The organism is Acinetobacter sp. L-24 (assembly GCF_056857555.1).
On the sequence record NZ_JBSXNI010000044.1, the window covers coordinates 236,497 to 256,850 of the forward strand.

The 20,354-nt window shown below is 44.8% G+C and carries 20 protein-coding genes, 4 tRNA genes, 1 pseudogene and 1 riboswitch; of the genes and pseudogenes, 16 read left to right on the forward strand and 9 right to left on the reverse strand.

All coding sequences use genetic code 11. The annotated features are described in order from the left end of the window. Complete coding sequence (coaD, locus tag AC13CK_RS12680; protein WP_004280585.1) at window positions 1-492, reverse strand: pantetheine-phosphate adenylyltransferase; 492 nt, start codon at window positions 490-492, stop codon at window positions 1-3. A 139-nt stretch (window positions 493-631) separates the two neighbouring features. Between coaD and smpB the strand changes: the two genes are divergently transcribed. After that, the gene (smpB, locus tag AC13CK_RS12685) at window positions 632-1,111 is read left to right on the forward strand and encodes an SsrA-binding protein SmpB (protein WP_004280586.1); all 480 of its coding nucleotides are present in this window, start codon (window positions 632-634) and stop codon (window positions 1,109-1,111) included. 55 nt (window positions 1,112-1,166) lie between these two features. On the opposite strand, the gene AC13CK_RS12690 is transcribed toward smpB, so the two are convergent. The 3 genes from AC13CK_RS12690 to rluD are packed head-to-tail and all read right to left on the reverse strand — an operon-like array spanning window position 1,167 to window position 3,598. Continuing rightward, window positions 1,167-1,727, reverse strand: a complete 561-nt coding sequence (locus AC13CK_RS12690; RefSeq protein WP_004645771.1) for a flavodoxin family protein — start codon at window positions 1,725-1,727, stop codon at window positions 1,167-1,169. 40 nt (window positions 1,728-1,767) lie between these two features. After that, window positions 1,768-2,508, reverse strand: coding sequence for a peptidoglycan editing factor PgeF (gene pgeF, locus AC13CK_RS12695; protein WP_482831241.1), 741 nt, complete (start codon window positions 2,506-2,508; stop codon window positions 1,768-1,770). A gap of 37 nt (window positions 2,509-2,545) precedes the next feature. Beyond that, window positions 2,546-3,598, reverse strand: coding sequence for a 23S rRNA pseudouridine(1911/1915/1917) synthase RluD (gene rluD / locus AC13CK_RS12700; RefSeq protein WP_005106323.1), 1,053 nt, complete (start codon window positions 3,596-3,598; stop codon window positions 2,546-2,548). Window positions 3,599-3,669: 71 nt separating this feature from the next. Here rluD and AC13CK_RS12705 point away from each other — a divergent pair, with 71 nt between their 5' ends. Both AC13CK_RS12705 and AC13CK_RS12710 read left to right on the forward strand, forming a co-directional pair. Continuing rightward, window positions 3,670-4,635 carry an outer membrane protein assembly factor BamD gene (locus AC13CK_RS12705; protein WP_425878796.1) on the forward strand — a complete coding sequence of 322 codons (966 nt, stop codon included), beginning with the start codon at window positions 3,670-3,672 and terminating at the stop codon, window positions 4,633-4,635. Window positions 4,636-4,860: 225 nt separating this feature from the next. Continuing rightward, complete coding sequence (locus AC13CK_RS12710; RefSeq protein WP_425878794.1) at window positions 4,861-6,783, forward strand: DNA primase; 1,923 nt, start codon at window positions 4,861-4,863, stop codon at window positions 6,781-6,783. Window positions 6,784-6,922: 139 nt separating this feature from the next. Here the strand turns inward: AC13CK_RS12710 and hemA are convergent, their stop codons facing one another. Next, complete coding sequence (gene hemA, locus AC13CK_RS12715; RefSeq protein ID WP_425878792.1) at window positions 6,923-8,212, reverse strand: glutamyl-tRNA reductase; 1,290 nt, start codon at window positions 8,210-8,212, stop codon at window positions 6,923-6,925. A 79-nt stretch (window positions 8,213-8,291) separates the two neighbouring features. Here hemA and AC13CK_RS12720 point away from each other — a divergent pair, with 79 nt between their 5' ends. From AC13CK_RS12720 to panD, 11 genes are all read left to right on the forward strand, one after another. Next, window positions 8,292-10,004, forward strand: coding sequence for a tetratricopeptide repeat protein (locus tag AC13CK_RS12720; RefSeq protein ID WP_035335017.1), 1,713 nt, complete (start codon window positions 8,292-8,294; stop codon window positions 10,002-10,004). A 7-nt stretch (window positions 10,005-10,011) separates the two neighbouring features. Continuing rightward, window positions 10,012-10,590 carry a lipoprotein insertase outer membrane protein LolB gene (gene lolB / locus AC13CK_RS12725; RefSeq protein ID WP_004645779.1) on the forward strand — a complete coding sequence of 193 codons (579 nt, stop codon included), beginning with the start codon at window positions 10,012-10,014 and terminating at the stop codon, window positions 10,588-10,590. A 21-nt stretch (window positions 10,591-10,611) separates the two neighbouring features. After that, on the forward strand, window positions 10,612-11,439 hold the full coding sequence (ispE, locus tag AC13CK_RS12730; RefSeq protein ID WP_086044936.1) for a 4-(cytidine 5'-diphospho)-2-C-methyl-D-erythritol kinase: 828 nt from the start codon (window positions 10,612-10,614) through the stop codon (window positions 11,437-11,439). A 2-nt stretch (window positions 11,440-11,441) separates the two neighbouring features. Continuing rightward, a tRNA-Gln gene (locus AC13CK_RS12735) sits at window positions 11,442-11,516 on the forward strand. Window positions 11,517-11,542: 26 nt separating this feature from the next. Next, window positions 11,543-11,617: transfer RNA gene (locus AC13CK_RS12740), tRNA-Gln, on the forward strand. 18 nt (window positions 11,618-11,635) lie between these two features. Continuing rightward, a tRNA-Gln gene (locus AC13CK_RS12745) sits at window positions 11,636-11,710 on the forward strand. A gap of 92 nt (window positions 11,711-11,802) precedes the next feature. Next, window positions 11,803-11,877: transfer RNA gene (locus tag AC13CK_RS12750), tRNA-Gln, on the forward strand. Window positions 11,878-11,913: 36 nt separating this feature from the next. Continuing rightward, window positions 11,914-12,867: a ribose-phosphate pyrophosphokinase gene (locus tag AC13CK_RS12755; RefSeq protein ID WP_005103975.1), complete on the forward strand. Its 954-nt coding sequence runs from the start codon at window positions 11,914-11,916 to the stop codon at window positions 12,865-12,867. Window positions 12,868-12,965: 98 nt separating this feature from the next. After that, entirely contained in the window at window positions 12,966-13,262 is a 297-nt protein-coding gene (gene rplY, locus AC13CK_RS12760; RefSeq protein ID WP_425878789.1) for a 50S ribosomal protein L25, read from the forward strand. A gap of 18 nt (window positions 13,263-13,280) precedes the next feature. Further along, window positions 13,281-13,862: an aminoacyl-tRNA hydrolase gene (pth, locus tag AC13CK_RS12765; RefSeq protein WP_004645783.1), complete on the forward strand. Its 582-nt coding sequence runs from the start codon at window positions 13,281-13,283 to the stop codon at window positions 13,860-13,862. A gap of 144 nt (window positions 13,863-14,006) precedes the next feature. Further along, window positions 14,007-14,387: an aspartate 1-decarboxylase gene (gene panD / locus AC13CK_RS12770; RefSeq protein WP_004280606.1), complete on the forward strand. Its 381-nt coding sequence runs from the start codon at window positions 14,007-14,009 to the stop codon at window positions 14,385-14,387. A 78-nt stretch (window positions 14,388-14,465) separates the two neighbouring features. On the opposite strand, the gene AC13CK_RS12775 is transcribed toward panD, so the two are convergent. Further along, entirely contained in the window at window positions 14,466-15,050 is a 585-nt protein-coding gene (locus tag AC13CK_RS12775; RefSeq protein WP_005106315.1) for a GDYXXLXY domain-containing protein, read from the reverse strand. Continuing rightward, window positions 15,047-16,852, reverse strand: a complete 1,806-nt coding sequence (locus AC13CK_RS12780) for a DUF2157 domain-containing protein (RefSeq protein ID WP_425878786.1) — start codon at window positions 16,850-16,852, stop codon at window positions 15,047-15,049. The genes AC13CK_RS12775 and AC13CK_RS12780 overlap by 4 nt, the downstream gene beginning before the upstream one ends. Before the next feature lie 170 nt (window positions 16,853-17,022). Then, window positions 17,023-17,177: riboswitch (FMN riboswitch) on the forward strand. Between the two features lie 106 nt (window positions 17,178-17,283). On the opposite strand from AC13CK_RS12780, the pseudogene ribB reads away from it, so the two are divergent. Beyond that, window positions 17,284-17,941 (forward strand): annotated as a pseudogene (gene ribB / locus AC13CK_RS12785) (3,4-dihydroxy-2-butanone-4-phosphate synthase). A gap of 65 nt (window positions 17,942-18,006) precedes the next feature. Here ribB and AC13CK_RS12790 read toward each other — a convergent pair. Then, window positions 18,007-18,618, reverse strand: coding sequence for a LysE family translocator (locus tag AC13CK_RS12790; protein WP_482831242.1), 612 nt, complete (start codon window positions 18,616-18,618; stop codon window positions 18,007-18,009). 44 nt (window positions 18,619-18,662) lie between these two features. Continuing rightward, a complete protein-coding gene (locus AC13CK_RS12795) occupies window positions 18,663-19,151 on the reverse strand; it encodes a DUF1289 domain-containing protein (RefSeq protein ID WP_086044935.1) in 489 nt (162 codons plus the stop codon). A 189-nt stretch (window positions 19,152-19,340) separates the two neighbouring features. Between AC13CK_RS12795 and trhO the strand changes: the two genes are divergently transcribed. Further along, window positions 19,341-20,273 carry an oxygen-dependent tRNA uridine(34) hydroxylase TrhO gene (gene trhO, locus AC13CK_RS12800; RefSeq protein WP_004645789.1) on the forward strand — a complete coding sequence of 311 codons (933 nt, stop codon included), beginning with the start codon at window positions 19,341-19,343 and terminating at the stop codon, window positions 20,271-20,273. Window positions 20,274-20,354 lie beyond the last annotated feature (81 nt).

A 20,354-nucleotide genomic window follows, 5' to 3' on the forward strand; every position in this document is an offset into this window, starting at 1 on the left:
CTACCAACCTTGTTGAAGTTTACGCTCGAAGGCCGCAACCACGTTTGGTGGTACAAACTTGGTTACATCACCTCTTAATCGAGCAATTTCACGCACCAAAGTGGATGAAATAAAAGAATATTGCTCTGAAGGGGTTAAAAATACCGCTTCAAAGTGGGAGTCCAGCTGACGGTTCATATTGGCCAGCTGAAATTCGTACTCAAAATCAGACACTGCACGCAAACCACGCAATACAGCAGTCGCCTTTTGCTCACGGAAAAAATTGACCAGCAAACCATCAAAACCTACAAATTCAACATTGTCCAAATGACTCAATGACTCTTTCGCCAATGCGACACGCTCTTCCAGACTAAATACCGGATTTTTATGATGACCGATGGCAATGGCTACCACAACTTCATCAAACATTCGCGCTGCGCGGGTTACCAAATCAATATGTCCATTGGTAATTGGATCAAAAGTCCCCGGATAAATCACACGAGTTTTAGACATCCATTTGTACTCTGTTTGTTATGTAGAATCTTATTTTAGCAAAAACTTGTTTTTTTGGTGAATAATCCTCATTAATTTAAAAAACTTCACCTTATTTCTAGTTGCGGTACAATAGCAGCACGTTTGGAAGTATCAGATTATGGCGAAAGCATCTATTGTAGTAAAAAAAAATAATGGCGGTACCATTGCACTAAATAAACGTGCCCGCCACGATTATTTTATTGAAGAGAAATTTGAAGCGGGGCTTTCATTAAAAGGCTGGGAAGTCAAATCAATGCGTGCTGGTCGTATGACCATCGTAGAAAGTTATATTACCTTTAAAAATGGTGAAGCGTTCTTGTTTGGTGCACAGGTTCAGCCCTTATTAAGCGCTTCAACCCATGTGGTGCCTGAAGCAACTCGTACCCGCAAGCTGTTGCTGAATCGCCGTGAAATTGAAAAGTTGATGGGTGCGATTAACCAGAAAGGTTATTCCTGCGTTCCATTGGCCTGCTACTGGAAAGGTCCACATGCCAAGCTGGAAATTGCTCTGGTGAAAGGTAAGCAGCTTCATGACAAACGTGCCACCGAAAAAGACCGTGACTGGCAACGTGATAAAGCGCGAATTTTCCATAAATAATGGATTAAAAGTTGAATATAAAAAAACCTCCGCATTTGGAGGTTTTTTTATGGTTTTAAGTATGGCTATTTAAACGCGCTAGAGTCAAAGCAATATATTCACCAAACCAGAACGCAGTTTTTAAATCGCCTTCAGGTGGGGTCACTTCTACCGGTGCGTTATCTGACTGGGTCATTAAACCCAAAAAGCTCGACATCCGGTTCAGATCCGTGACGGCACGTCCTGTCGGCATTAATGGCAATCCACTCCACAACATCCCGTGCTGCATGGCAAACAGGTTGATTTGCTGCAGGACCGCCAGCTTGTCACCACTAAGTCCGCCACCATTGGTAAAAGCCGCTGCCAGTTTTCCCTGCCAGCTACGTGCCAGCCAGCGCTTAGAGGATTGCTCCATAAACAGCTTCATGGCAGAGGTCAGGCTACCCATATAGGTCGGACAGCCAAAGATAATCGCATCGGCGGCATCCAGTACATCCCAGTCTATATGTTCGACATTCATCATATGCACCTGAACACCAGTTTCGCGCGCACCATCGGCAATAAAATTTGCCACTTTAGCCGTGTGTCCATAAGGACTGTGATAAACAATCGCAACAGATTTGGAAGATAGGGACATAACGCTCAAAAGCCAAAAAATTCAGTTAAGTTTAACATTTTCATGCCATAAACACGAATGTCGCCATACGCCCTGTTTTTGGCTCACGGCGATAAGAAAAATACTCATCTGCTTGACGATAAGAACACTGCTCCCCACCCAATACGGTATTTATGCCATGTTGCTGCAAGATATAACGCGCAATCGCATACAGGTCGGCATAATATTTACCTGCCTGCTCACCGGCCTGAAATGCACTGTCCAGTTCAGGATATTTACTACAAAAAGCCGCTTTTACTTCAGTGCCAATTTCAAAACAAGGCTGGCTAATTGCTGCCCCGAGCCAGGCCCAAGTCGGCGGAGTTTGCATGGCGGCAATGGTATTTTCAACAATTCCACCCGCCAGACCACGCCAACCAGCATGCAAATTGGCAACTTCCGTACCTTTCGCATTCCCCATTACCACAGGTAAACAGTCTGCAGTCATCATCATCAAGGCATGCGCCTTGCGCTGCGTCACCAGACCATCTCCGACCAGTGCGGTAAATGGCATCTGCTCATTAATGCTATGACAAATGGTGCTATGCGTCTGGGTCATCCAGGTAATCTTATCTACGCCAAAGGCAGCGAAATCCTGCAATAAAGCCATACGATGCTGTTGTACCCGTAGCGCATTATCCTGCACATGCAAGGCCAAGTTAAAACCTGCAAGCTCAGGCTGTGCGGATGGCTGTACTTTCGCATGGTGAACGCGAGTCTGGCCGACATACACACCTTGTGGAAGTCCTGGTACAAATTGCATCTCGATTCCTTGCTTTGACGCGAGCTAAATAAAAAGATTAATAGGCTTTGTTTTCGGTACGCAGCACTTCAACCAGATTGGCAAAGTCTTCCGGCCACGGTGCTTCAAAGGTCATTTCTTCTTTGGTACGCGGATGGGTCAGACCGAGTTGTACAGCATGCAAAGCCTGACGCTTGAAGCCACGCAAAGTATCATCTAATAATTGCGATGCACCTGCAGGCATACGGACACGTGGCATATACACCTGATCGCCCACCAAGCCAAAGCCGATATAGCTAAAATGCACACGGATCTGATGGGTACGTCCAGTTTCCAGACGGGCTTGAACACGGGTAAAATGCTGGAAACGCTCTTTGACATTGTAATGCGTCACCGCGTCTTTACCACCTGGAAGTACGGTCATTTTCACACGATCCACCGGATGGCGTTTGATTGGTTCATCAATGGTACCGCCAGCAATAATATTGCCGTAAACCACCAAGTCATACAGGCGATATACTGATTTTTTCTCAAGCTGTTTGCTAAGAGAAAACTGTGCTTCCAGATTTTTGGCAACGACTAACAGACCGCTGGTGTCTTTATCGATACGATGTACCAGACCTGCACGCGCCAGTTCAGCCGATTTCGGATAGTGATGCAATAAAGCATTGACCAAGGTGCCAGAACTATTGCCAGCACCCGGATGCACCACCATACCGACTGGTTTGTTGATGACAATAATATCGTCATCTTCATAGATGATATCTAGTGGAATGTCTTCCGGCAGACTGCGCGTTTGCGCTTCAAGCTCAACATTTAAAGTCAGGGTTTCAAAACCATCACTTTTAAATTTCGGCTTAACCGGTTGACCATTCACCAATAAATTGCCATCTTTAATCCATTGCTTTAATTTTTCTCGAGAAAAATCGCTCCAGACCATTGCGGCAATCTGGTCGATCCGTTGCCCGATATAAGTTTCATCCAGTTGAAATTGCAACGATAAACGTGTTGCAGTTGCTTCTGAAGTATGGTTATCTGCATCCTCAGAATCTTCAAGTAAATTGAAATCAGTATCAGGGATATTAGAATTGGAAGATTGTGCTTGACTCATTTGCTCATTCAGACAAAAGTGGTTTAATAGTGCAATTGTAGCTCATTGCCCGTATTAACAGAGGAATTTTTATGTCGCTACCACATTATAAAATGACAATGCTTGCTGTGACATTAGGCATTGCATCGGCAATGGTAGGCTGTAGCAGTAATCCAAAAAAAGAAGTCGTGGATAAAGGTCCAGAATCTAGCGAACAGGTTTATATTCAAAAAGCACAGAAAGCGCTAGATCGTAATCAATATACCGATGCAGCAAAACAGTTAGAAGCGCTGGAAACTTATTTCCCGACCAGTCAGTATGCCCCGCAAGCGCAGCTTGAACTGTTGTATGTGAAATTCCAGCAAAAAGATTATGAAGGTGCGGTTGCACTGGCAGAGCGTTTTATCCGTCTGAACCCGCAACATCCAAATGTCGACTATGCTTACTATGTACGCGGTGTCGCCAATATGGAACAGAACTATAACGGCCTGCTACGTTATACCTCACTGAAACAGTCGCATCGTGATGTCAGCTACCTGAAAGTGGCTTACCAGAATTTTGTTGATTTCATTCGTCGCTATCCATCGAGTACTTATGCAGTCGATGCAGCACAACGTATGCAGTTTATCGGCCAGGAACTGGCTGAGCATGAAATGAACGCAGCACGTTTTAACATCAAACGTAAGGCGTATCTGGCAGCAGTTGAACGTGGCTTGTGGGTGATTGAGCATTATCCTCAAACTCCGCAGATTCCGGAAGCACTGGCAACGGTTGCTTATGGTTATGCTCAGCTAGGTGATAAAGCAACTTCTCAGCAATATGTGGATGTATTAAAGCTGAATTATCCGAATCTGGTGAAATCAGATGGTACGGTGAATCTGCGTGCAGCGCGTAGCGAAAGCAGTTTCTTTAACCGCGCGACACTGGGTATTTTTGGTAAAGAAGCCAAAACTGTAACCGACACCGATGCACAATCGGATACGCCAGAAACTGAAAAGCGCAGCATCACCAATCGCATTTCATTTGGTTTGCTGGATCGTCCTAAAACGGCTGAATAAAGCTAAATAAGTCCGGCAGTATCAGCAAATAAGACAGCGCTTTACAGGTGCATTTTCCTCAAGGGCAAGGTATCATACTTGCCCTTTTGCGTTGTCTTGCCCAGGCTTGAACAAAACGTGCAAAAGGTATACAAAGGAACTTGAAATATTCAATGTCCAACTAGACTATTTTCATTTTTTCAGTGATTTAGACCTTAGATTCCAGCACGAGAAGCTCAGCAGACCATGGCCATTCCTCAACATACGATTGATCAGATTCTCGATCGCACCGATATTGTCGATGTGATTGGTCAATTCGTAAAACTGAAAAAAACAGGCCGTACCTATTCAGGCTGCTGCCCTTTTCATCAGGAAAAATCACCGTCTTTCCACGTCTATCGTGACAAACAGTATTTTCACTGTTTTGGCTGTCAGGCCAACGGTAATGCCATCCGTTTTTTAATGGACATTGGCAGCCGTAATTTTGTCGAAGTGATGAAAGACCTGTCCAGCCAGACGGGAATCGAACTGCCTAAAGACAATACTGATTCCAATAAATTAAAATATAAACGTGAAGCAGCTAAACCCAAAATCGTGCCTGCTCAAACTGCACCACAAACTCAGCCGCAACAGAATAACGCTCCAACAGAAAATAATAATGCTGCATCTACGGCGAGTTTCGATCCATTTGCAGAGTTTCAGACAGTCGAACAGGATTTTTATGGTGACCCTTTTGCTTCTTTTGAACACCTACCGATGGCGGAAGTTCAGCAAGACGGTAACCTCTACGACCTGCTAGAAAATATCGCGCAGTTCTATGAGCGCCAACTCCCAAATAGCCCGAGTGCCCAGCAATACTTCAAGCAGCGTGGTCTGACTGCAGAGACCATTGCCTATTGGCGCTTAGGCTATGCGCCTGAAGACTGGCAACATCTGGAAAAAGCCTTTCCTCAGGATATTGAGGGCTTAAAACTTTTAGGTCTGATTCGCACCAGCGACAGTGGCCGTGATTTTGACCTGCTGCGTGAACGAGTCATTTTCCCGATCCGTGATACCAAGGGCCGTGTGGTCGGCTTTGGCGGCCGTGCCCTGAATGACGAGATCAAGCCGAAATACATCAACTCGCCAGATTCTGAAGTCTTCCATAAAAACCAGTTGCTGTACGGCCTCTATGAGGGCCGCAAACAGAAAGCCCAAGAATGGCTGATGGTCGAAGGCTATATGGATGTGATTGCGCTTCAGCAATATGGCATTCATGGCGCAGTGGCGACTTTAGGCACAGCGAGTAATACCGACCACCTGAATATTCTGTTCAAGCAGAGCAACCGGCTGACCATTGCCTTTGATGGGGATGCTGCCGGTCAAAAAGCAGCGCGCCGTACCTTGGACATTGCCCTGCCCCTGCTGAATGATGGCCGAGAGCTGAAGTTCTTTGTTTTGCCCGCTGACCATGACCCAGATTCATTGATCCGCCGTGAAGGGATAGAAAACTTCAGACGCTTGCTGGATCAGGCACCGTTGATGTCGGACTTCGTGTTTGCCCATCTGACCCAAAATCAGGATATCACCACCCCAGAAGGCAAGAGTCAGGTTATGGGTGAACTAAAAAATCTGACCGAATTACTGCCCAAACACGGCTCCTTCCGTTATCTGCTGCAGCAATTTTTCCGCGAAAAACTGGGCTTTAATCGTAAATGGCAACCTAAGGTCAATACAGATGCATCTTTAAGCTTTAGTACCAAAATTGATGCTGAAGAATATGTGATTGCGATCTTGATGAATCATCCTTATCTGTATATTCATTTTGAACCACTGCGCGCGCTAGTAGCGGAAGATCAGTTGCTGTTTAAGATTTTGAATATTCTGAATGTGATTTTTGATGACTTGCCGGATGATCCTGAACTGTCGATCTATTATGTGCTCGGTGCCTGCGCAGCCCATCATCATGAACTGCAGCATATTCTGCAGCATGCCAATGTCAGCGATTACACCTCATCGCCGGAACATGCCGATAAGCTCGCGGCTGATTTTTCAACCAAGCTGCAATATCAGTGTTTAAAAAACAAGATTAAATCCAAGAAATTTAACAGTATTGCAGAAATGAAAAACCTGAAAATGCAGATTTATGAGATTGACCGCAAACGCTCAATGACCCTGTTAGAAGATTAATTTTTCAAATTATTGATTCTTTTGAATCCAATGAAGTCACTGCTAGCTCACATTATTATTTATAATTTTCTCAAATAATCAGGCTGGGTTTTATGTTGAAGTACAAATCAGCAAAGAACCAAGCTTCTCATCATGCTGATTAAAACGAATGCCTGGATTTACGACGCTTCGCGACTACATTGCCCAGTTCTTCCTGTAACAGCTCAAAATAGGTAGGATCTTCCGCTTTGGCCGCCTCACGCAGCACAATAGAAGTTGGATGCAACAGTTTTTGGGTTAAACGATGTGAAAACTCGGCCAGTACCGTTTCCGCCTTTTCGCCCTTGGCAATACGCTGCATTGCCAGTGACAATTCTTCCTGACGTAATGTTTCCCCGTGGTCACGATAGGCATGAATGGTCGCCCCGGCCTGTTTGACCTTTTGCTGGGTCATCAGTTCTGTAGCCAGCTGATTGACCATGATCTCAGCCTCAACAGCCGCTTGACGGCGCTGTGCCAGATTTTCTTCAATCACCGTTTGCAGATCATCGACGCCATATAGATAAACCCCATCCAGGCTTTCTACTTTGGCATCAATATCACGCGGAACGGCCAGATCCACCAGTAGCATCTGCTGGTAACGGCGTTTTTTCAGTGCAGCTTTTACATCCGCAAAGTTAATCACTTGATGCAAACTACCGGTACAACTGGAAATCACATCGGCACGATGCAAGTTGGCAGCTAACTGGTCAAAGTCGATAATTTCGACCTCAACCCGATGTGCAATTTCCTGCGCCAGAATGTCTGCACGTTCGCGGGTACGGTTACAGATGATGATCTTGCCCACACCCATTTCTGCAAGATGCTTAGCCACCAGACTGTTCATCTCTCCAGCTGCCACCACCATAATGGTCAGCTTGTCCGGGTGACTAAACACTTGCAAGGCAAGTTGTGCTACCGCATAGCCCATCGAGACCGCATGACTACCGACAGCCGTTTCCGAACGCACACGTTTAGCGGCATAAAAAGCATATTCAAAAATGCGGTTCAGGTTTTGCGAAACGGTATGAGAGTCTTTGGCCAGAGAAAGTGCGGTTTTGACCTGCCCCAGAATTTGTGGTTCACCTAGCATCAGTGAATCCAGACCACTAGCAACACGCATCAGATGCGTCACCGCTTGAGCATTTTCATAACGATAGACATGATGTTGCAGTTGTTTGACATCCACCCCATTTTTCTGGGCGAGCCAGTTCAGCACCATGTCAGCATTGTCAGACATGGCGTAAACTTCGGTCCGGTTACATGTAGACACCACCACCATGTCGTTCAGTTGAGGGTGTTGGCTTTGCTCGGCAAGAATGGCACTTAACTTTTCAGGGTTAAACGCCACTTGTTCGCGCAGTTCTACAGAGGCAGTTTGATGGTTGACACCCAATGCAAAGAAAGACATATCAGGTCATCATTTCACTAAATTTATGCTATTGTGCAACATCGGTGTCATAAAAAGCATTACTTGGATCAATAAAAAATTGCGTCAAACAATTAGCCGTATCAACGGCCCTACAATTAAGCAATATTCTACCACATTCCTACTGGTGGGTAGCATGGCTTCGACTGCGCATCTTTATGCAGCGGAAGCAGTTTACCATGCAAATCAAAATTATGATGCGATAAAACAAAGTATGATGGCTGAGTTTGCCATCGCTGCACATGACATTCCGACCGCTTTGCACAACTATACGGTGCTAGCGATCAAGAGCAATTCCACTTCAGTCAAGCAACGTGCGCTGAATGTCGCGCTGGAACATGATGATCTTCAGGCAGCACTAGATATCTCCACGCACTGGGTGGTACAAGAGCCGCAAGATGTCCCCGCTTTATTTTATTTATCACATATTGCCCTGAAAGCACATGAATATGAGCTGGCCGCTGAGACCTTAGAAAAAATCCTGCAAATTGATGACAGCGCCGATCTGGAAGAAATTCTCGCAGGGATTTCACCAGAAGGTACAGAAGACCGTACTTATCTGATTCAGGCCTTAAGTACCACCAAAGCCAAGGACAACCCGTCTATTCTGGTGCTGGTGGCCGGTCTGGAAGCGCAAAATGGTCAGCTCGAACAGGCTCTAAATACAGTTAACCGTGCCTTAAAAAAACGCCCGAATGCGACTGGATATATCCTGATGAAAGCCAATCTGCTCAATGCACTCGGCGATACTCAGGCGACACTGCAATGGTATGAAAAATCCAGCCGTAAACACCGCAATAATCTGGATGTGCGTCTGGCCGAAGTCAAATATCTGGTCAAGCTGAACGAAGCGACTTTGGCGCTAAAAAAACTGCAAGACATTCTAAAAAAATGGCCGACTGCCGAAGAAGCCCTGTTTATTGCCGGACTAACCAGTATCGACCTGGAAGAATACGAGAAAGCCGAAAAATATCTGGTCGAACTGCGTTATTCTGCGCAGTATCAAAATGAAGCTTATTATTATCTGGCGGTCAATGCAGAACGCAAACAGCATTATGAAACGGCTAAAGCCTATTATCGTCTGGTCGATGGCAGTCTTTACACCGTCTCACGTCGCAACATGATCTCCATTTTCGCCCAGCAGGATAAGCTGCATGATGCGCTGCGTTTCTTAACACAGGAAAGAGTCAATTATCCACAACATGCCAGCTTCCTCTATCTGGCCCAGGCGGATATTTTGACGCGTATGCAGAATAAAAAAGCTGCTATTCGCCTGCTGGAAGAAGCCAGCAAAAACCTGCCCGATGACCCTGAACTGGTTTATTCGCAAGTCCTGTTGCTAGATCCCCATCAGGATCGCATCAAGCTGGATGAACTACTTAGCACTTTACTTAAAATTGAACCGAACAGTCCGACCTATCTGAATGCCTATGCCTATACCCTGGCGATGCAGAACCGTCGTCTCGAAGAAGCACGCCGCTATGTCGAACAGGCACTGGAATATGCACCGGAACAGGCATCCATTCTGGATACCTATGGTTATATCTGTTATTTACAGAATGACTTCGCCACAGCTGCGGACGTGTTATACAAAGCTTATCAGTTGAATCCGAATGTGAAGATTGGCGTGCGTTATGCCCGTTCCTTGTACATGAAAGGTGATCTACAACAATTCCACCAAGTGTTACAACAATTACAACAAAACCATCCAAATGACCCAGAATTGAAACAACTTAATTCGCTATTGTTAGCACCACAAACCAAAACGAGTTAATTAATTTATGCGCAATTTGAGCCAATTGGGCTGCTGTGCCTTTGCAGCCACTGCTTTATTTTTAACTGGCTGTCAGCAGATGATCAAGCCTCAAGCGCCTGCCACCCCGTCTGTACAGGCAGAGAATCAATTTCAGCTGCAAGGTAAAATTGGCGTTCGTACCCCTCAACAGACTGGCAGCGCATTCTTTACCTGGGTACAACAGCAGGAAGAATTCGATATTGAGCTCAGCGGTATCTTAGGTGTCGGTAAAACCCAGATTTCTGGCACACCGGGACAAGTGACCTTAAACAGCGCAAAAACCGGTGTGATTCAGGCAGCCAGTGCCGAAGAATTACTGCAACGTGCAACCGGCTGGCAAGCGCCGATCAGTTATTTAGTCGATTGGGTACAAGCCCGCCCTGCTACCACGACTGCCAAATTACAAAAAGATGATACACAGCGAATTAACCAGATTATCGAACAGGGCTGGACGGTCGATCTCAATTATAATGCGCAGGCCAAAATGCCAAACCGTTTGATTTTAAAGCAGTCACTTGGAAATGGTGCAGAAAACCGTATTACAATGATCATTGAAAACCGTTAATTGACCTGATTCCAGCCCATGATGATTCGTGTTCCCTCGCCTGCTAAACTGAATTTGTTTTTACATATCACCGGTCGCCGTGAAAATGGTTATCATGAGCTGCAAAGTATTTTTCAGCTGATTGACCTGTATGACTGGCTGGAGTTTGAACCAAGCGCCGATGATGCGATTCAGATTGAAGGTCTGGCCTCCGTCGATCTGCAACAGAATCTAATCTATCGGGCGATTCAGTTGTTGAAGCCTTATGCCCAAACGCCGTGCGGACTAAAAATTCGTCTGGAAAAAAATATCCCGATGGGTGCAGGTCTTGGCGGTGGGTCTTCCAATGCAGCGACGACCCTGATTGTGATAAACCAGCTCTGGCAGTGCGGTTTAAATGTTGAGCAACTGGCAGATCTCGGGGTTAAACTGGGTGCAGATGTGCCGATATTTGTGCATGGTAAAAATGCCTGGGCTGAAGGCATTGGTGAACACTTAACATTCATAGACTTAGATCAAAAAAAATTCATTGTGTTAAAACCTGATTGTTTTATCAGCACTCAACTGCTTTTTTCGCAAAAAGCATTGACAAGAGACACGAAGAGCACTAAATTTTGCGCCTATCAGGAAACACCATCTGATTTTGGAAATAACTTTGAGCCACTGGCAAGAAGCCTATATCTCGAAGTCGATGAAGCAATGCAATATCTCGACCAGTTCGGAAAAGCAAAGCTTACAGGTACAGGTGCTTGTGTGTTTATTGAAGTCACTGAAAATCTGAATATCGAAGATATTCTTGCAAATGCACCATGTAAAGCTTACCTGGTCAACAGTTTACAAGAATCACCTTTAGTTCAGTTTAAAGTGTAGATAGGGGTATCGCCAAGTGGTAAGGCACCGGGTTTTGATCTCGGCATCCGTTGGTTCGAATCCAGCTACCCCTGCCATTTTTCACCTGTAGATGTACTGTATTAGGGGTATCGCCAAGTGGTAAGGCACCGGGTTTTGATCTCGGCATCCGTTGGTTCGAATCCAGCTACCCCTGCCATCTTACAGTCATCAAATTAGGGGCGTCGCCAAGTGGTAAGGCACCGGGTTTTGATCTCGGCATCCGTTGGTTCGAATCCAGCCGCCCCTGCCATTTTCTCGAAAAAAGACAGAACACTCATTTGCTGTAAGACTGTTAATTTACCTTGACACTTTACCGCAAAAATATTAAAGTTCTGCCGCATTAGGGGTATCGCCAAGTGGTAAGGCACCGGGTTTTGATCTCGGCATCCGTTGGTTCGAATCCAGCTACCCCTGCCATCTATTCCCATATATCCCAACCGCCAAGGGTGCTTCATGCCCAATCTTGTCGTTTTTAGTGGATCTGCGCATCCACAATTCGCTCAAAAAGTCGTAAGTCACTTACATATTCCTCTAGGCGCTGCCTCTGTAGGTCAGTTCTCTGACGGTGAAATTGCTGTCGAGATTACTGAGAACGTTCGTGGTAAAGACGTATTTATCGTACAACCTACTTGTGCCCCAACTAATGATAACCTGATGGAAATCTTGGTGATGGCTGATGCTTTGCGTCGTGCAAGTGCGGGTCGTATTACTGCCGTGATTCCTTATTTTGGTTATGCTCGTCAAGACCGTCGTCCACGTTCAGCACGTGTTCCAATCACTGCAAAAGTTGTAGCAGACATGCTCACTACTGTAGGCGTTGACCGTGTGGTGATGATCGACTTGCATGCTGACCAGATCCAAGGCTTCTTCGATATCCCTGTAGACAACATCTACGGTACACCAGCCCTACTTGCTGACTTGCGTCAACAATCGCATCACAACCTGATGGTGGTTTCACCTGACGTGGGTGGTGTAGTGCGTGCACGTGCTGTTGCGAAACAGATGGGCGATATCGATCTTGCAATCATCGATAAGCGTCGTCAAAAAGCGAATGAATCACAAGTGATGCATTTGATTGGCGATGTAAAAGATCGTGATTGTGTCATCGTTGATGACATGGTAGATACTGCTGGTACGCTATGCAAAGCTGCTGATGCATTGAAAACTTTCGGTGCTCGCAAGGTTGTTGCATATGCAACGCATCCAGTACTTTCTGGTAAAGCGCTTGAAAACTTAAAGAATTCTGTGATTGATGAACTGGTTGTGACTGATACCATTCCTCTTTCTGATGAAGCTTTAGCACTGGGCAAGATTCGCCAGGTTTCAGTAGCCAGCATGGTTGCCGAAACGATTCGTCGTATTAACAACGAAGAATCTATTAGCGCAATGTTCGATTCTTATCTATAATAGAGCGCTGAATTTTCAAAGCCCTGCCATTTGGTAGGGCTTTTACTCACCAGACTGGTCGCAAGTCTGGTTCATTTAACTTAAATAGGATGTCTATCATGGCAAACTTCGTATTAAACGCAGCAGCACGTGAAGAAACAGTTCAAGGGAAAGGTGCGAGCCGCCGCCTTCGTCTTCAAGCTAAAGTTCCTGCAATCATCTACGGTGGTGAAGCTGCTCCTGTAGCAATTACTGTTGAGCTTCGTCAGCTTGTTAAATTCTTAGAAAACAATTCATTCTTTGAAGAAGTTATCGAAATTGATGTAGACGGTAAAGTTGAAAGCGTTAAAATCCAAGCGTTACAACGTCACCCAGCTAAAAACACACCTATGCACGCTGACTTCAAACGCGCATAAGTGTTAATGGTGTAATTAGTGTCAAATATTTCACTGATTGTTGGTTTGGGTAACCCAGGTTCTGAGTATGCCCAAACCCGCCATAATGCAGGCTTCTGGTTTGTAGAACGCCTTGCAGACCAATATGGCATTACCCTCAAAAAAGACCCAAAATTCAATGGATTTAGCGGTCGTGGCAATATCGAAGGTCAAGACGTCCGTCTTCTTCTACCGACAACCTTTATGAACCTTTCCGGTAAAAGTGTTGTTCCTTTCGCCAAATTCTACAATATCGCACCTGAATCGATCCTGATTGCCCATGATGAACTGGACATGAATCCTGGTGTCATTCGCCTGAAAACTGGCGGTGGTCACGGTGGTCATAATGGTCTACGCGATATCGTTCCGCATATTGGTTCAAACTTCCATCGCCTGCGTATTGGAATTGGTCATCCTGGTGCCAAAGACCGTGTTTCCGGTCATGTGCTCAGTAAAGCACCTAGCAGCGAACAGAACTTAATGGATGATGCGATTTCCCATGCCCTCGCCCGCACAAAAATGCTGGTGAACGGTGAAGTACAGCAAGCCATGAATCAAATCAACGCATATAAGCCGAACTAAACATTCAAAAATTGCTGGACAATTCCGCTTGCCAGAAAGTTTATTTAAGCGCAAAATGCGTTTGCTCGATTGTTCACCATACAGCAAGCAAGATTGATTTAACCAAATGATCAAACTCTTAGGTCAACTCAGGGGACGCTAGCCATGCTATCTCGTTTATTAAAATGCAAAATTCACCGCGCTCACGTTACACATGCAGAACTACACTATGAAGGTTCATGTGCAATTGATGGCGTTTTGATGGATTTGGCTGGCATTCGTGAATACGAAGAAATTCATGTGTGGAACGTGACCAATGGTAAACGTTTTGCAACTTATGCAATTCGTGGCGAAGACAATTCAGGCATCATTTCAGTCAATGGTGGCGCTGCGCATCAAGCCGATGTAGGCGATATCGTGATTATTGCAACCTTTGGCGATTTCACTGAAGCTGAAGCGAATGCCCATCAGCCTCGCTTGGTTTATGCTAACCCAAATAATACAGTCAGCCACACCGCCAACTGTATTCCGGTACAAGTCGCATAATCTGATCAGACCAGATACCCAAAAGCTCGCACATTGCGGGCTTTTTTATTGAAAAATACTTCTAAAAATAGATCTTAATTAACCGCCTTGTACCCAGTCTTTTTGGCTTTCGCAATTTAAAGCTCGCAGATTCTGATCCACCAGATTCGCCAATAAAGCCTGTCCATTATCTTTAACTTTAATCTCGGCATATTTTGCGTTGCGATAGCACGGCTCCAATCCTTCTGCAAACAGAAAGCTACTCGCTGCCGGATATAAATTGGCTAATCGATTGGAAGGATTTTTTAGAAGCAAACGCGCGGAAGTTCCCTGATGAGTTTTTAAAAGATTTTCATCCATGCTAGTTTGAATCACACGATGCTGATCATCTAGCTGTACATAGCTTAGAAGATGTGTCTGATCCTGAATATGCTTTTCTAAGGCTGCAATTTTCTTATCCGCTAAACTACCCTCTTCTCCACGATCCGCTTCAGCATCACCCTCGAAATGCAGCTCATAATTCAGTACCATATAATCGCCTTGCAAGATTGAGCGCGGATCGAACGGAGCAAGCTCGACGAAAATGGACTGGCTGTTCACTAAATGATGTTCATGTTTCAGGATCAATCCCACAAAGAGCAGAATACTGAATCCGGCCAAAATCAGAGGAAGAAACTTTTTCATGCAGTTTCCTCCTGACCAGGTCTAATCCTTACCTGCTTTAAGCCATAGACCATGCACCAAACCATAAGACCTGAGATGAAAATCGTTAGGCTCTTTACCAGGAAACTCAGCCCCAGATTGTAATACAGCATCCATAACCAGAAGATCAGCAATAAAATCGACAGAGCTTGCATCAGTCGTTGCTGATAGACTACAGCCCAGGCCATGAGCAGCATAATGATAAAAATTTCAAAATAGCCCAGCAGGATCAGTAATAAACCCAGAACCGGAATTAACCAGAGCCATTTTTCAGAAAATTGTTGCCAGTTTTGCCAAATAAAACTGAACAACAATAAGCTCGGAAGAATATAAAATAACAGGACTTGGTCAAAGCTGATCTGTCCAATGCTGTGCCAGTGCTCTAATCCGGTCACCGCCTGAACCACCGCTGAACCTGTCAGCATGGCAATCATCCAGAGAAAGATACTTTTCTGATAATGCGAAGATTGCCAATAACGCGCTGTTAGGAATATTCCGATGAAAATGACATAGTTCAAGCTGAGTATGATACTGATCACCATGTCATCATGTTTAAAAGAATTCTCTAAGACCAGAACCACGATTGCTAATGCATGCGTCATCAGCAGCTGTAGGGTCAAAATAGACCAGTGCATCCGTTTGATGGTAGTAAGCCCCAGCATTAATAATTGCAGCAGCCAGACTACAACTATACTGTCGGTCAGCAGTTCTGTATGAATTAAAACTGCTGCCTGACCACAGATCCACAAGCAATAGGCAAACTGGTGCATAAAAACTGAAGCCTGCTGACCCAGCAGTTTCCAGGCGATGCCTATAAAAATGATCCCCATTAAAATCGAAAATGCTTCCCAGTAAGTCAGTAACAGGACTGCAAGAATAATCCCCGAAATCCAGGCACCGAGTGCCAAAGGAATCACAGAAAATTTGGTTTGTGGAAAAATTCTATTTAAAGCAAAACTAATTAAGGCAAACCAGCCAAAAATCAGCACAGCTAGCACAAATAGTCCAGTAGCTGAATTGGTCAGTTGATTTTCAACCAGTTCAAATACCCATAAGCTCACACTGGCAGCCAAACCTGCAATGAGAAGAATGGCTTCTAGCGCCTGATGTTTCCTATAAAAATAAAATGCGGCACCTGTCGGTAAAACAACTGAAGAAGCTAAATAGATCAGCTTAGAGTGATGAATAAACTGCATCATGCTGCTGATCGAAATCACGATCACAAATGCGATAAACAGAAAACGTAGCAGCGCGTAATAGCGCATGGCATACGCAAAGCTAAGTGCTGTCAGCAAATTGAGACCGAGCAAATACAACCCTTCTGCTCTTCCCATCCAGAAGCTCTGTTTAAAATACAGATACAACGTCAGCTGGCTCACTACGCAAAGCATGACAAAAATGCCAATATTGGAGCGATAGAGCCATGGTAAGAGCAAGGCTGACCAGAGCAAAAATAACAGATAACTATCTGCGCCAGTTTGATAAATCTGCCCAATCATTGCCAGACTTAAACCCAGCATGAGACCAGATACTGTATCCAGACTCTGTCTCACCCATTCCTGCTGGTCGAAGTAAATACTTGCTGTTGCACTACAGAGTAAAATCAGCATCGGGATTGCCAGCTGAACCGGATCCGGCAGCATCCACCAGTTCGCTGCCATTAAATACAGCAAACTGACCGTGATGAGTGCTAAGCCCAAGATTTTTAAATAACGTAGTACTTCTACATTGCAGAACAGCAAGGGCGAAAATTGATTATTTCGGATCAGCTCAGTTTTATGCATTGTTAGAATGATTGAAGGATTTCTAATCTTCCTCACACCATAGCATGTTTCCAGTATTTTGCTAAAAACCTGGGTAATTCAGATTATCTGTTTTGTTTATCTAAAATTCTGCAAATTACTTTCCATTTCAACTATCCCATCTTTTTAAAATCAGGACTATAATGTTCTTACATCGCTTCAGGGCGGGGTGTGATTCCCCACCGGTGGTAATTTCAGCTTTTTATAATTAGGCTTGAATTAGCCCACGAGCGGTCAATTTCGATTGATCTGCAGATCTGGTGCAAATCCAGAGCCGACGGTATAGTCCGGATGAAAGAAGACGAAAGCAGCACCAAGGCTGTATGCCGTGCATACACCTGTTTTTGCTATAAGCCTATTTTCACTCAGTCCTGAAATGTTCAATCATATTTTTAGTTTAGGTGAGCATTTCAATGTCAAGTTTGATTCAACCCGAAATTTTCTTTTCTGCTTTAGCCCCTGCTGAACAACGTATCCTTCAGGCACTCGAAGATCTCCGCCAAGGCAAACCTGTCTTGGTCATGGATGATTTTGACCGTGAAAATGAAGCCGATCTGATTGTGGCAGCTGAAACTTTAACTATAGAAACCATGGCGCGTATGATTCGTGATGGTTCCGGCATCGTTTGCTTATGTCTGACTGATGAGCTGGCAAACCATTTAGAGTTACCACCAATGGTACAAGATAACTCTAGCCAGTTTAAAACTGCCTTTACTGTAAGTATTGAAGCAGTAGAGGGTGTAACAACCGGTGTTTCTGCCAAAGACCGCACGACTACAATTAAAACAGCGATTAAAGACGGCGCAGTTGCCAGTGATCTGAATCGTCCTGGTCATGTATTCCCATTACGCGCCCGTGAAGGTTGTCTTAACCCGGCGTGGTCATACTGAAGGTACTATTGACCTTGCGCGTCTGGCTGGTTTAAAACCTGCCGGCGTGTTGTGTGAACTGACTAATCCGGATGGCAGCATGGCTTCTGGTATTCAAGTTCTCTCGTATGCACAGACGCATCAACTGAGCCTAATTACCATTGATGAACTGGTACAGTACCGCCAGCAACACAATATATAAGTCTATTTAAAAAGAAAATCCCGGCATTTGGTCCGGGATTTTTTGTGTCGTATATATTGATTGAATTAACTGAAGATGGAATAAATCCCATACAGTGCAACCATTAACAAGATCAAGCCACATAGCCCAAGTAAATGCAGATAAAGCTGAGACCGAGATAATCGCTGAAAACCCAGATACACCAGTGACAGGGTGAGAAAATCCAGAACAATCCAGCTAATTGTCAGAATCACCAAGCTTAAATCGAGGTTTGGGCTAATGCCTATAAATTGCGGAAAAAAGGCGGCAAAGAAAATAATATCCTTGGGATTAGAAATACCTACCAGAAAACCGGTACGAAAGCCACCCTGTACGGGCTGCAGGTTTTGTGGTCCAGTTGATCCCTGCCCTTGCCAGACTTCCCTGAAAATCTGAATTCCCAGCCAGGCAATATACAAACAGCCAAGTAGCTTAATGCCATTCAGCCAATTTTCGTTAACAACCAGAAGACCTTTTAGACTGAGAATGGATAAACCAATCAGAACCAGTGAGGCAAAGTTAGTCCCGAAAATAGTCTGCAAGGCATGCTTATAGCCGCCTTTGAGCCCAGCACTAGCGACCAGTAACATTACTGGTCCGGGCGTCGCGATCATGATTACTACGGCCAGACAATACAGCAGATATTCGGTAATATTCACCCCATTCCTCCTTGTCTAATATAGTCAGCATAAAAAAAGAGGACCTACTCGTCCTCTTCTTCCATCTGAATCAGATGCTGACTGATGCCATCTGCCCGCAGAAAAGCCAGATCATAACTGGCGGTAGCCAAGGCCAAGATCCGGCGCTCAAACTCGTCCCAGAGCGGACGCACCTGCTTATAATGGATGCCTAAACCACTATCGTCGGTAAAATGCCGATTTTTTTCACAGAGCTTTAAAGCATGATACAGCTTGCGCCCTTTAGAAGCATCATCACGCAAGCGCACCCGTTTCGACAGCACAAAGGCCTGCACTTTGACAAGATCGGCATGCGGTAACAATGGCACCAGAATCTGATCCAGCTGTGCATCCAGTCGCTGCCACACAGCTCGATGCTGCTCAGCACTATACGTATTCCAGTGAATCACTTCATGATTAAAACGGCGACAACCACGACATACCGCATCACCAAATACGGTCGAGCAACGCCCTGCACATGGGGTTAAAGACGCAATACGACGATCTGAACTCAAAACACACTCCAAAGATACTGCAACTTTCAGTATCTGCATCACTGCACAAAATCCTGGGCCGGGCATGACTATACACGCTCTCTCCCATGAATTGAAGCCTGTTAAAAGACTTGCGTTTTACTCGCTTATTCACTCGAATCAAGCTAAAATATGCGCCTTTCAAATTATCATGCTACGTTGGAGTATTCCATGAACGCTACTGTAGAACAGCTTGCACCTGTAGAACAGCAAGCGACGACTGGTTGGGTTGTTGCCGCACTTTATCAATTCAAAGAAGTTCAAGATCCTGCCGATCTTCAGCAACGTCTTCTGGACCTGGTAAAATCCATCAACCTTTGCGGTACTCTAATTGTGGCAGGTGAAGGCATTAACGGTACGGTTGCAGGCGACCGTGCATCGATTGATCAAATTCACCAGTTCCTTCTGAATGAAGGTTTTAACGAAATGGAATACAAAGAATCTGACAGTTCTGAAAAACCATTCCGTAAAATGAAAATTAAATTAAAAAAAGAAATCGTGACTTTAGGCGTGGAAGTGAAACCGCGTGATTTAGTCGGTCACTATCTTGATCCAAAAGAATGGAACGAACTGATTGCACGTGATGACGTGATTCTGGTTGATACCCGTAACGATTACGAATACAAAGCAGGTACGTTCAAAGGCGCGATTGATCCGAAAACTGAAAGCTTCCGCGAATTCCCTGAATACGTGAAAAATAATCTGGAACAGCACAAAGACAAGAAAATTGCCATGTTCTGTACAGGTGGTATTCGTTGTGAAAAATCAACCTCTTTACTTCTTCAAGAAGGCTTCACTGAAGTTTATCACCTGAAAGGCGGTATTTTGAAATACCTGGAAGAAACCCCGGCTGAAGAAAGCATGTGGGAAGGTGAATGCTTCGTGTTTGATGGTCGTACTGCCGTAACGCACGGTGTTGAAGAAGGCCAAAATACCAAGTGTCATGCGTGTGGCTGGCCTTTACTTCCAGAAGAAGTTGCCCTCCCAAGTTATGAACATGGTGTCTCTTGTGTGTACTGTATTGACAAAACCTCGGAGAAACAAAAAGAAGGTTTCCGTATGCGTCAATCACAAATTTTAGCAGCAAAACGCAAACGCCTCTAATTTGGCCTTTTGTAATGAAATATATAAAAACCCTCTTCGGAGGGTTTTTTGTTTACATAAAAATCACAACAGCAATAAAAC

Excerpts from the sequence above, each read along its gene's own strand:
- AC13CK_RS12710 (WP_425878794.1), top strand. The coding sequence starts at position 4,861 with ATGGCCATTCCTCAACATACGATTGATCAGATTCTCGATCGCACCGAT.
- smpB (WP_004280586.1), top strand. The coding sequence starts at position 632 with ATGGCGAAAGCATCTATTGTAGTAAAAAAAAATAATGGCGGTACCATT.
- lolB (WP_004645779.1), top strand. The coding sequence starts at position 10,012 with ATGCGCAATTTGAGCCAATTGGGCTGCTGTGCCTTTGCAGCCACTGCT.
- pgeF (WP_482831241.1), bottom strand. The coding sequence starts at position 2,508 with ATGCAATTTGTACCAGGACTTCCACAAGGTGTGTATGTCGGCCAGACT.
- rluD (WP_005106323.1), bottom strand. The coding sequence starts at position 3,598 with ATGAGTCAAGCACAATCTTCCAATTCTAATATCCCTGATACTGATTTC.
- trhO (WP_004645789.1), top strand. The coding sequence starts at position 19,341 with ATGAACGCTACTGTAGAACAGCTTGCACCTGTAGAACAGCAAGCGACG.
- rplY (WP_425878789.1), top strand. The coding sequence starts at position 12,966 with ATGGCAAACTTCGTATTAAACGCAGCAGCACGTGAAGAAACAGTTCAA.
- AC13CK_RS12780 (WP_425878786.1), bottom strand. The coding sequence starts at position 16,852 with ATGCATAAAACTGAGCTGATCCGAAATAATCAATTTTCGCCCTTGCTG.
- coaD (WP_004280585.1), bottom strand. The coding sequence starts at position 492 with ATGTCTAAAACTCGTGTGATTTATCCGGGGACTTTTGATCCAATTACC.
- ispE (WP_086044936.1), top strand. The coding sequence starts at position 10,612 with ATGATTCGTGTTCCCTCGCCTGCTAAACTGAATTTGTTTTTACATATC.
- AC13CK_RS12690 (WP_004645771.1), bottom strand. The coding sequence starts at position 1,727 with ATGTCCCTATCTTCCAAATCTGTTGCGATTGTTTATCACAGTCCTTAT.
- AC13CK_RS12775 (WP_005106315.1), bottom strand. The coding sequence starts at position 15,050 with ATGAAAAAGTTTCTTCCTCTGATTTTGGCCGGATTCAGTATTCTGCTC.
- hemA (WP_425878792.1), bottom strand. The coding sequence starts at position 8,212 with ATGTCTTTCTTTGCATTGGGTGTCAACCATCAAACTGCCTCTGTAGAA.
- panD (WP_004280606.1), top strand. The coding sequence starts at position 14,007 with ATGCTATCTCGTTTATTAAAATGCAAAATTCACCGCGCTCACGTTACA.
- AC13CK_RS12755 (WP_005103975.1), top strand. The coding sequence starts at position 11,914 with ATGCCCAATCTTGTCGTTTTTAGTGGATCTGCGCATCCACAATTCGCT.
- AC13CK_RS12705 (WP_425878796.1), top strand. The coding sequence starts at position 3,670 with ATGTCGCTACCACATTATAAAATGACAATGCTTGCTGTGACATTAGGC.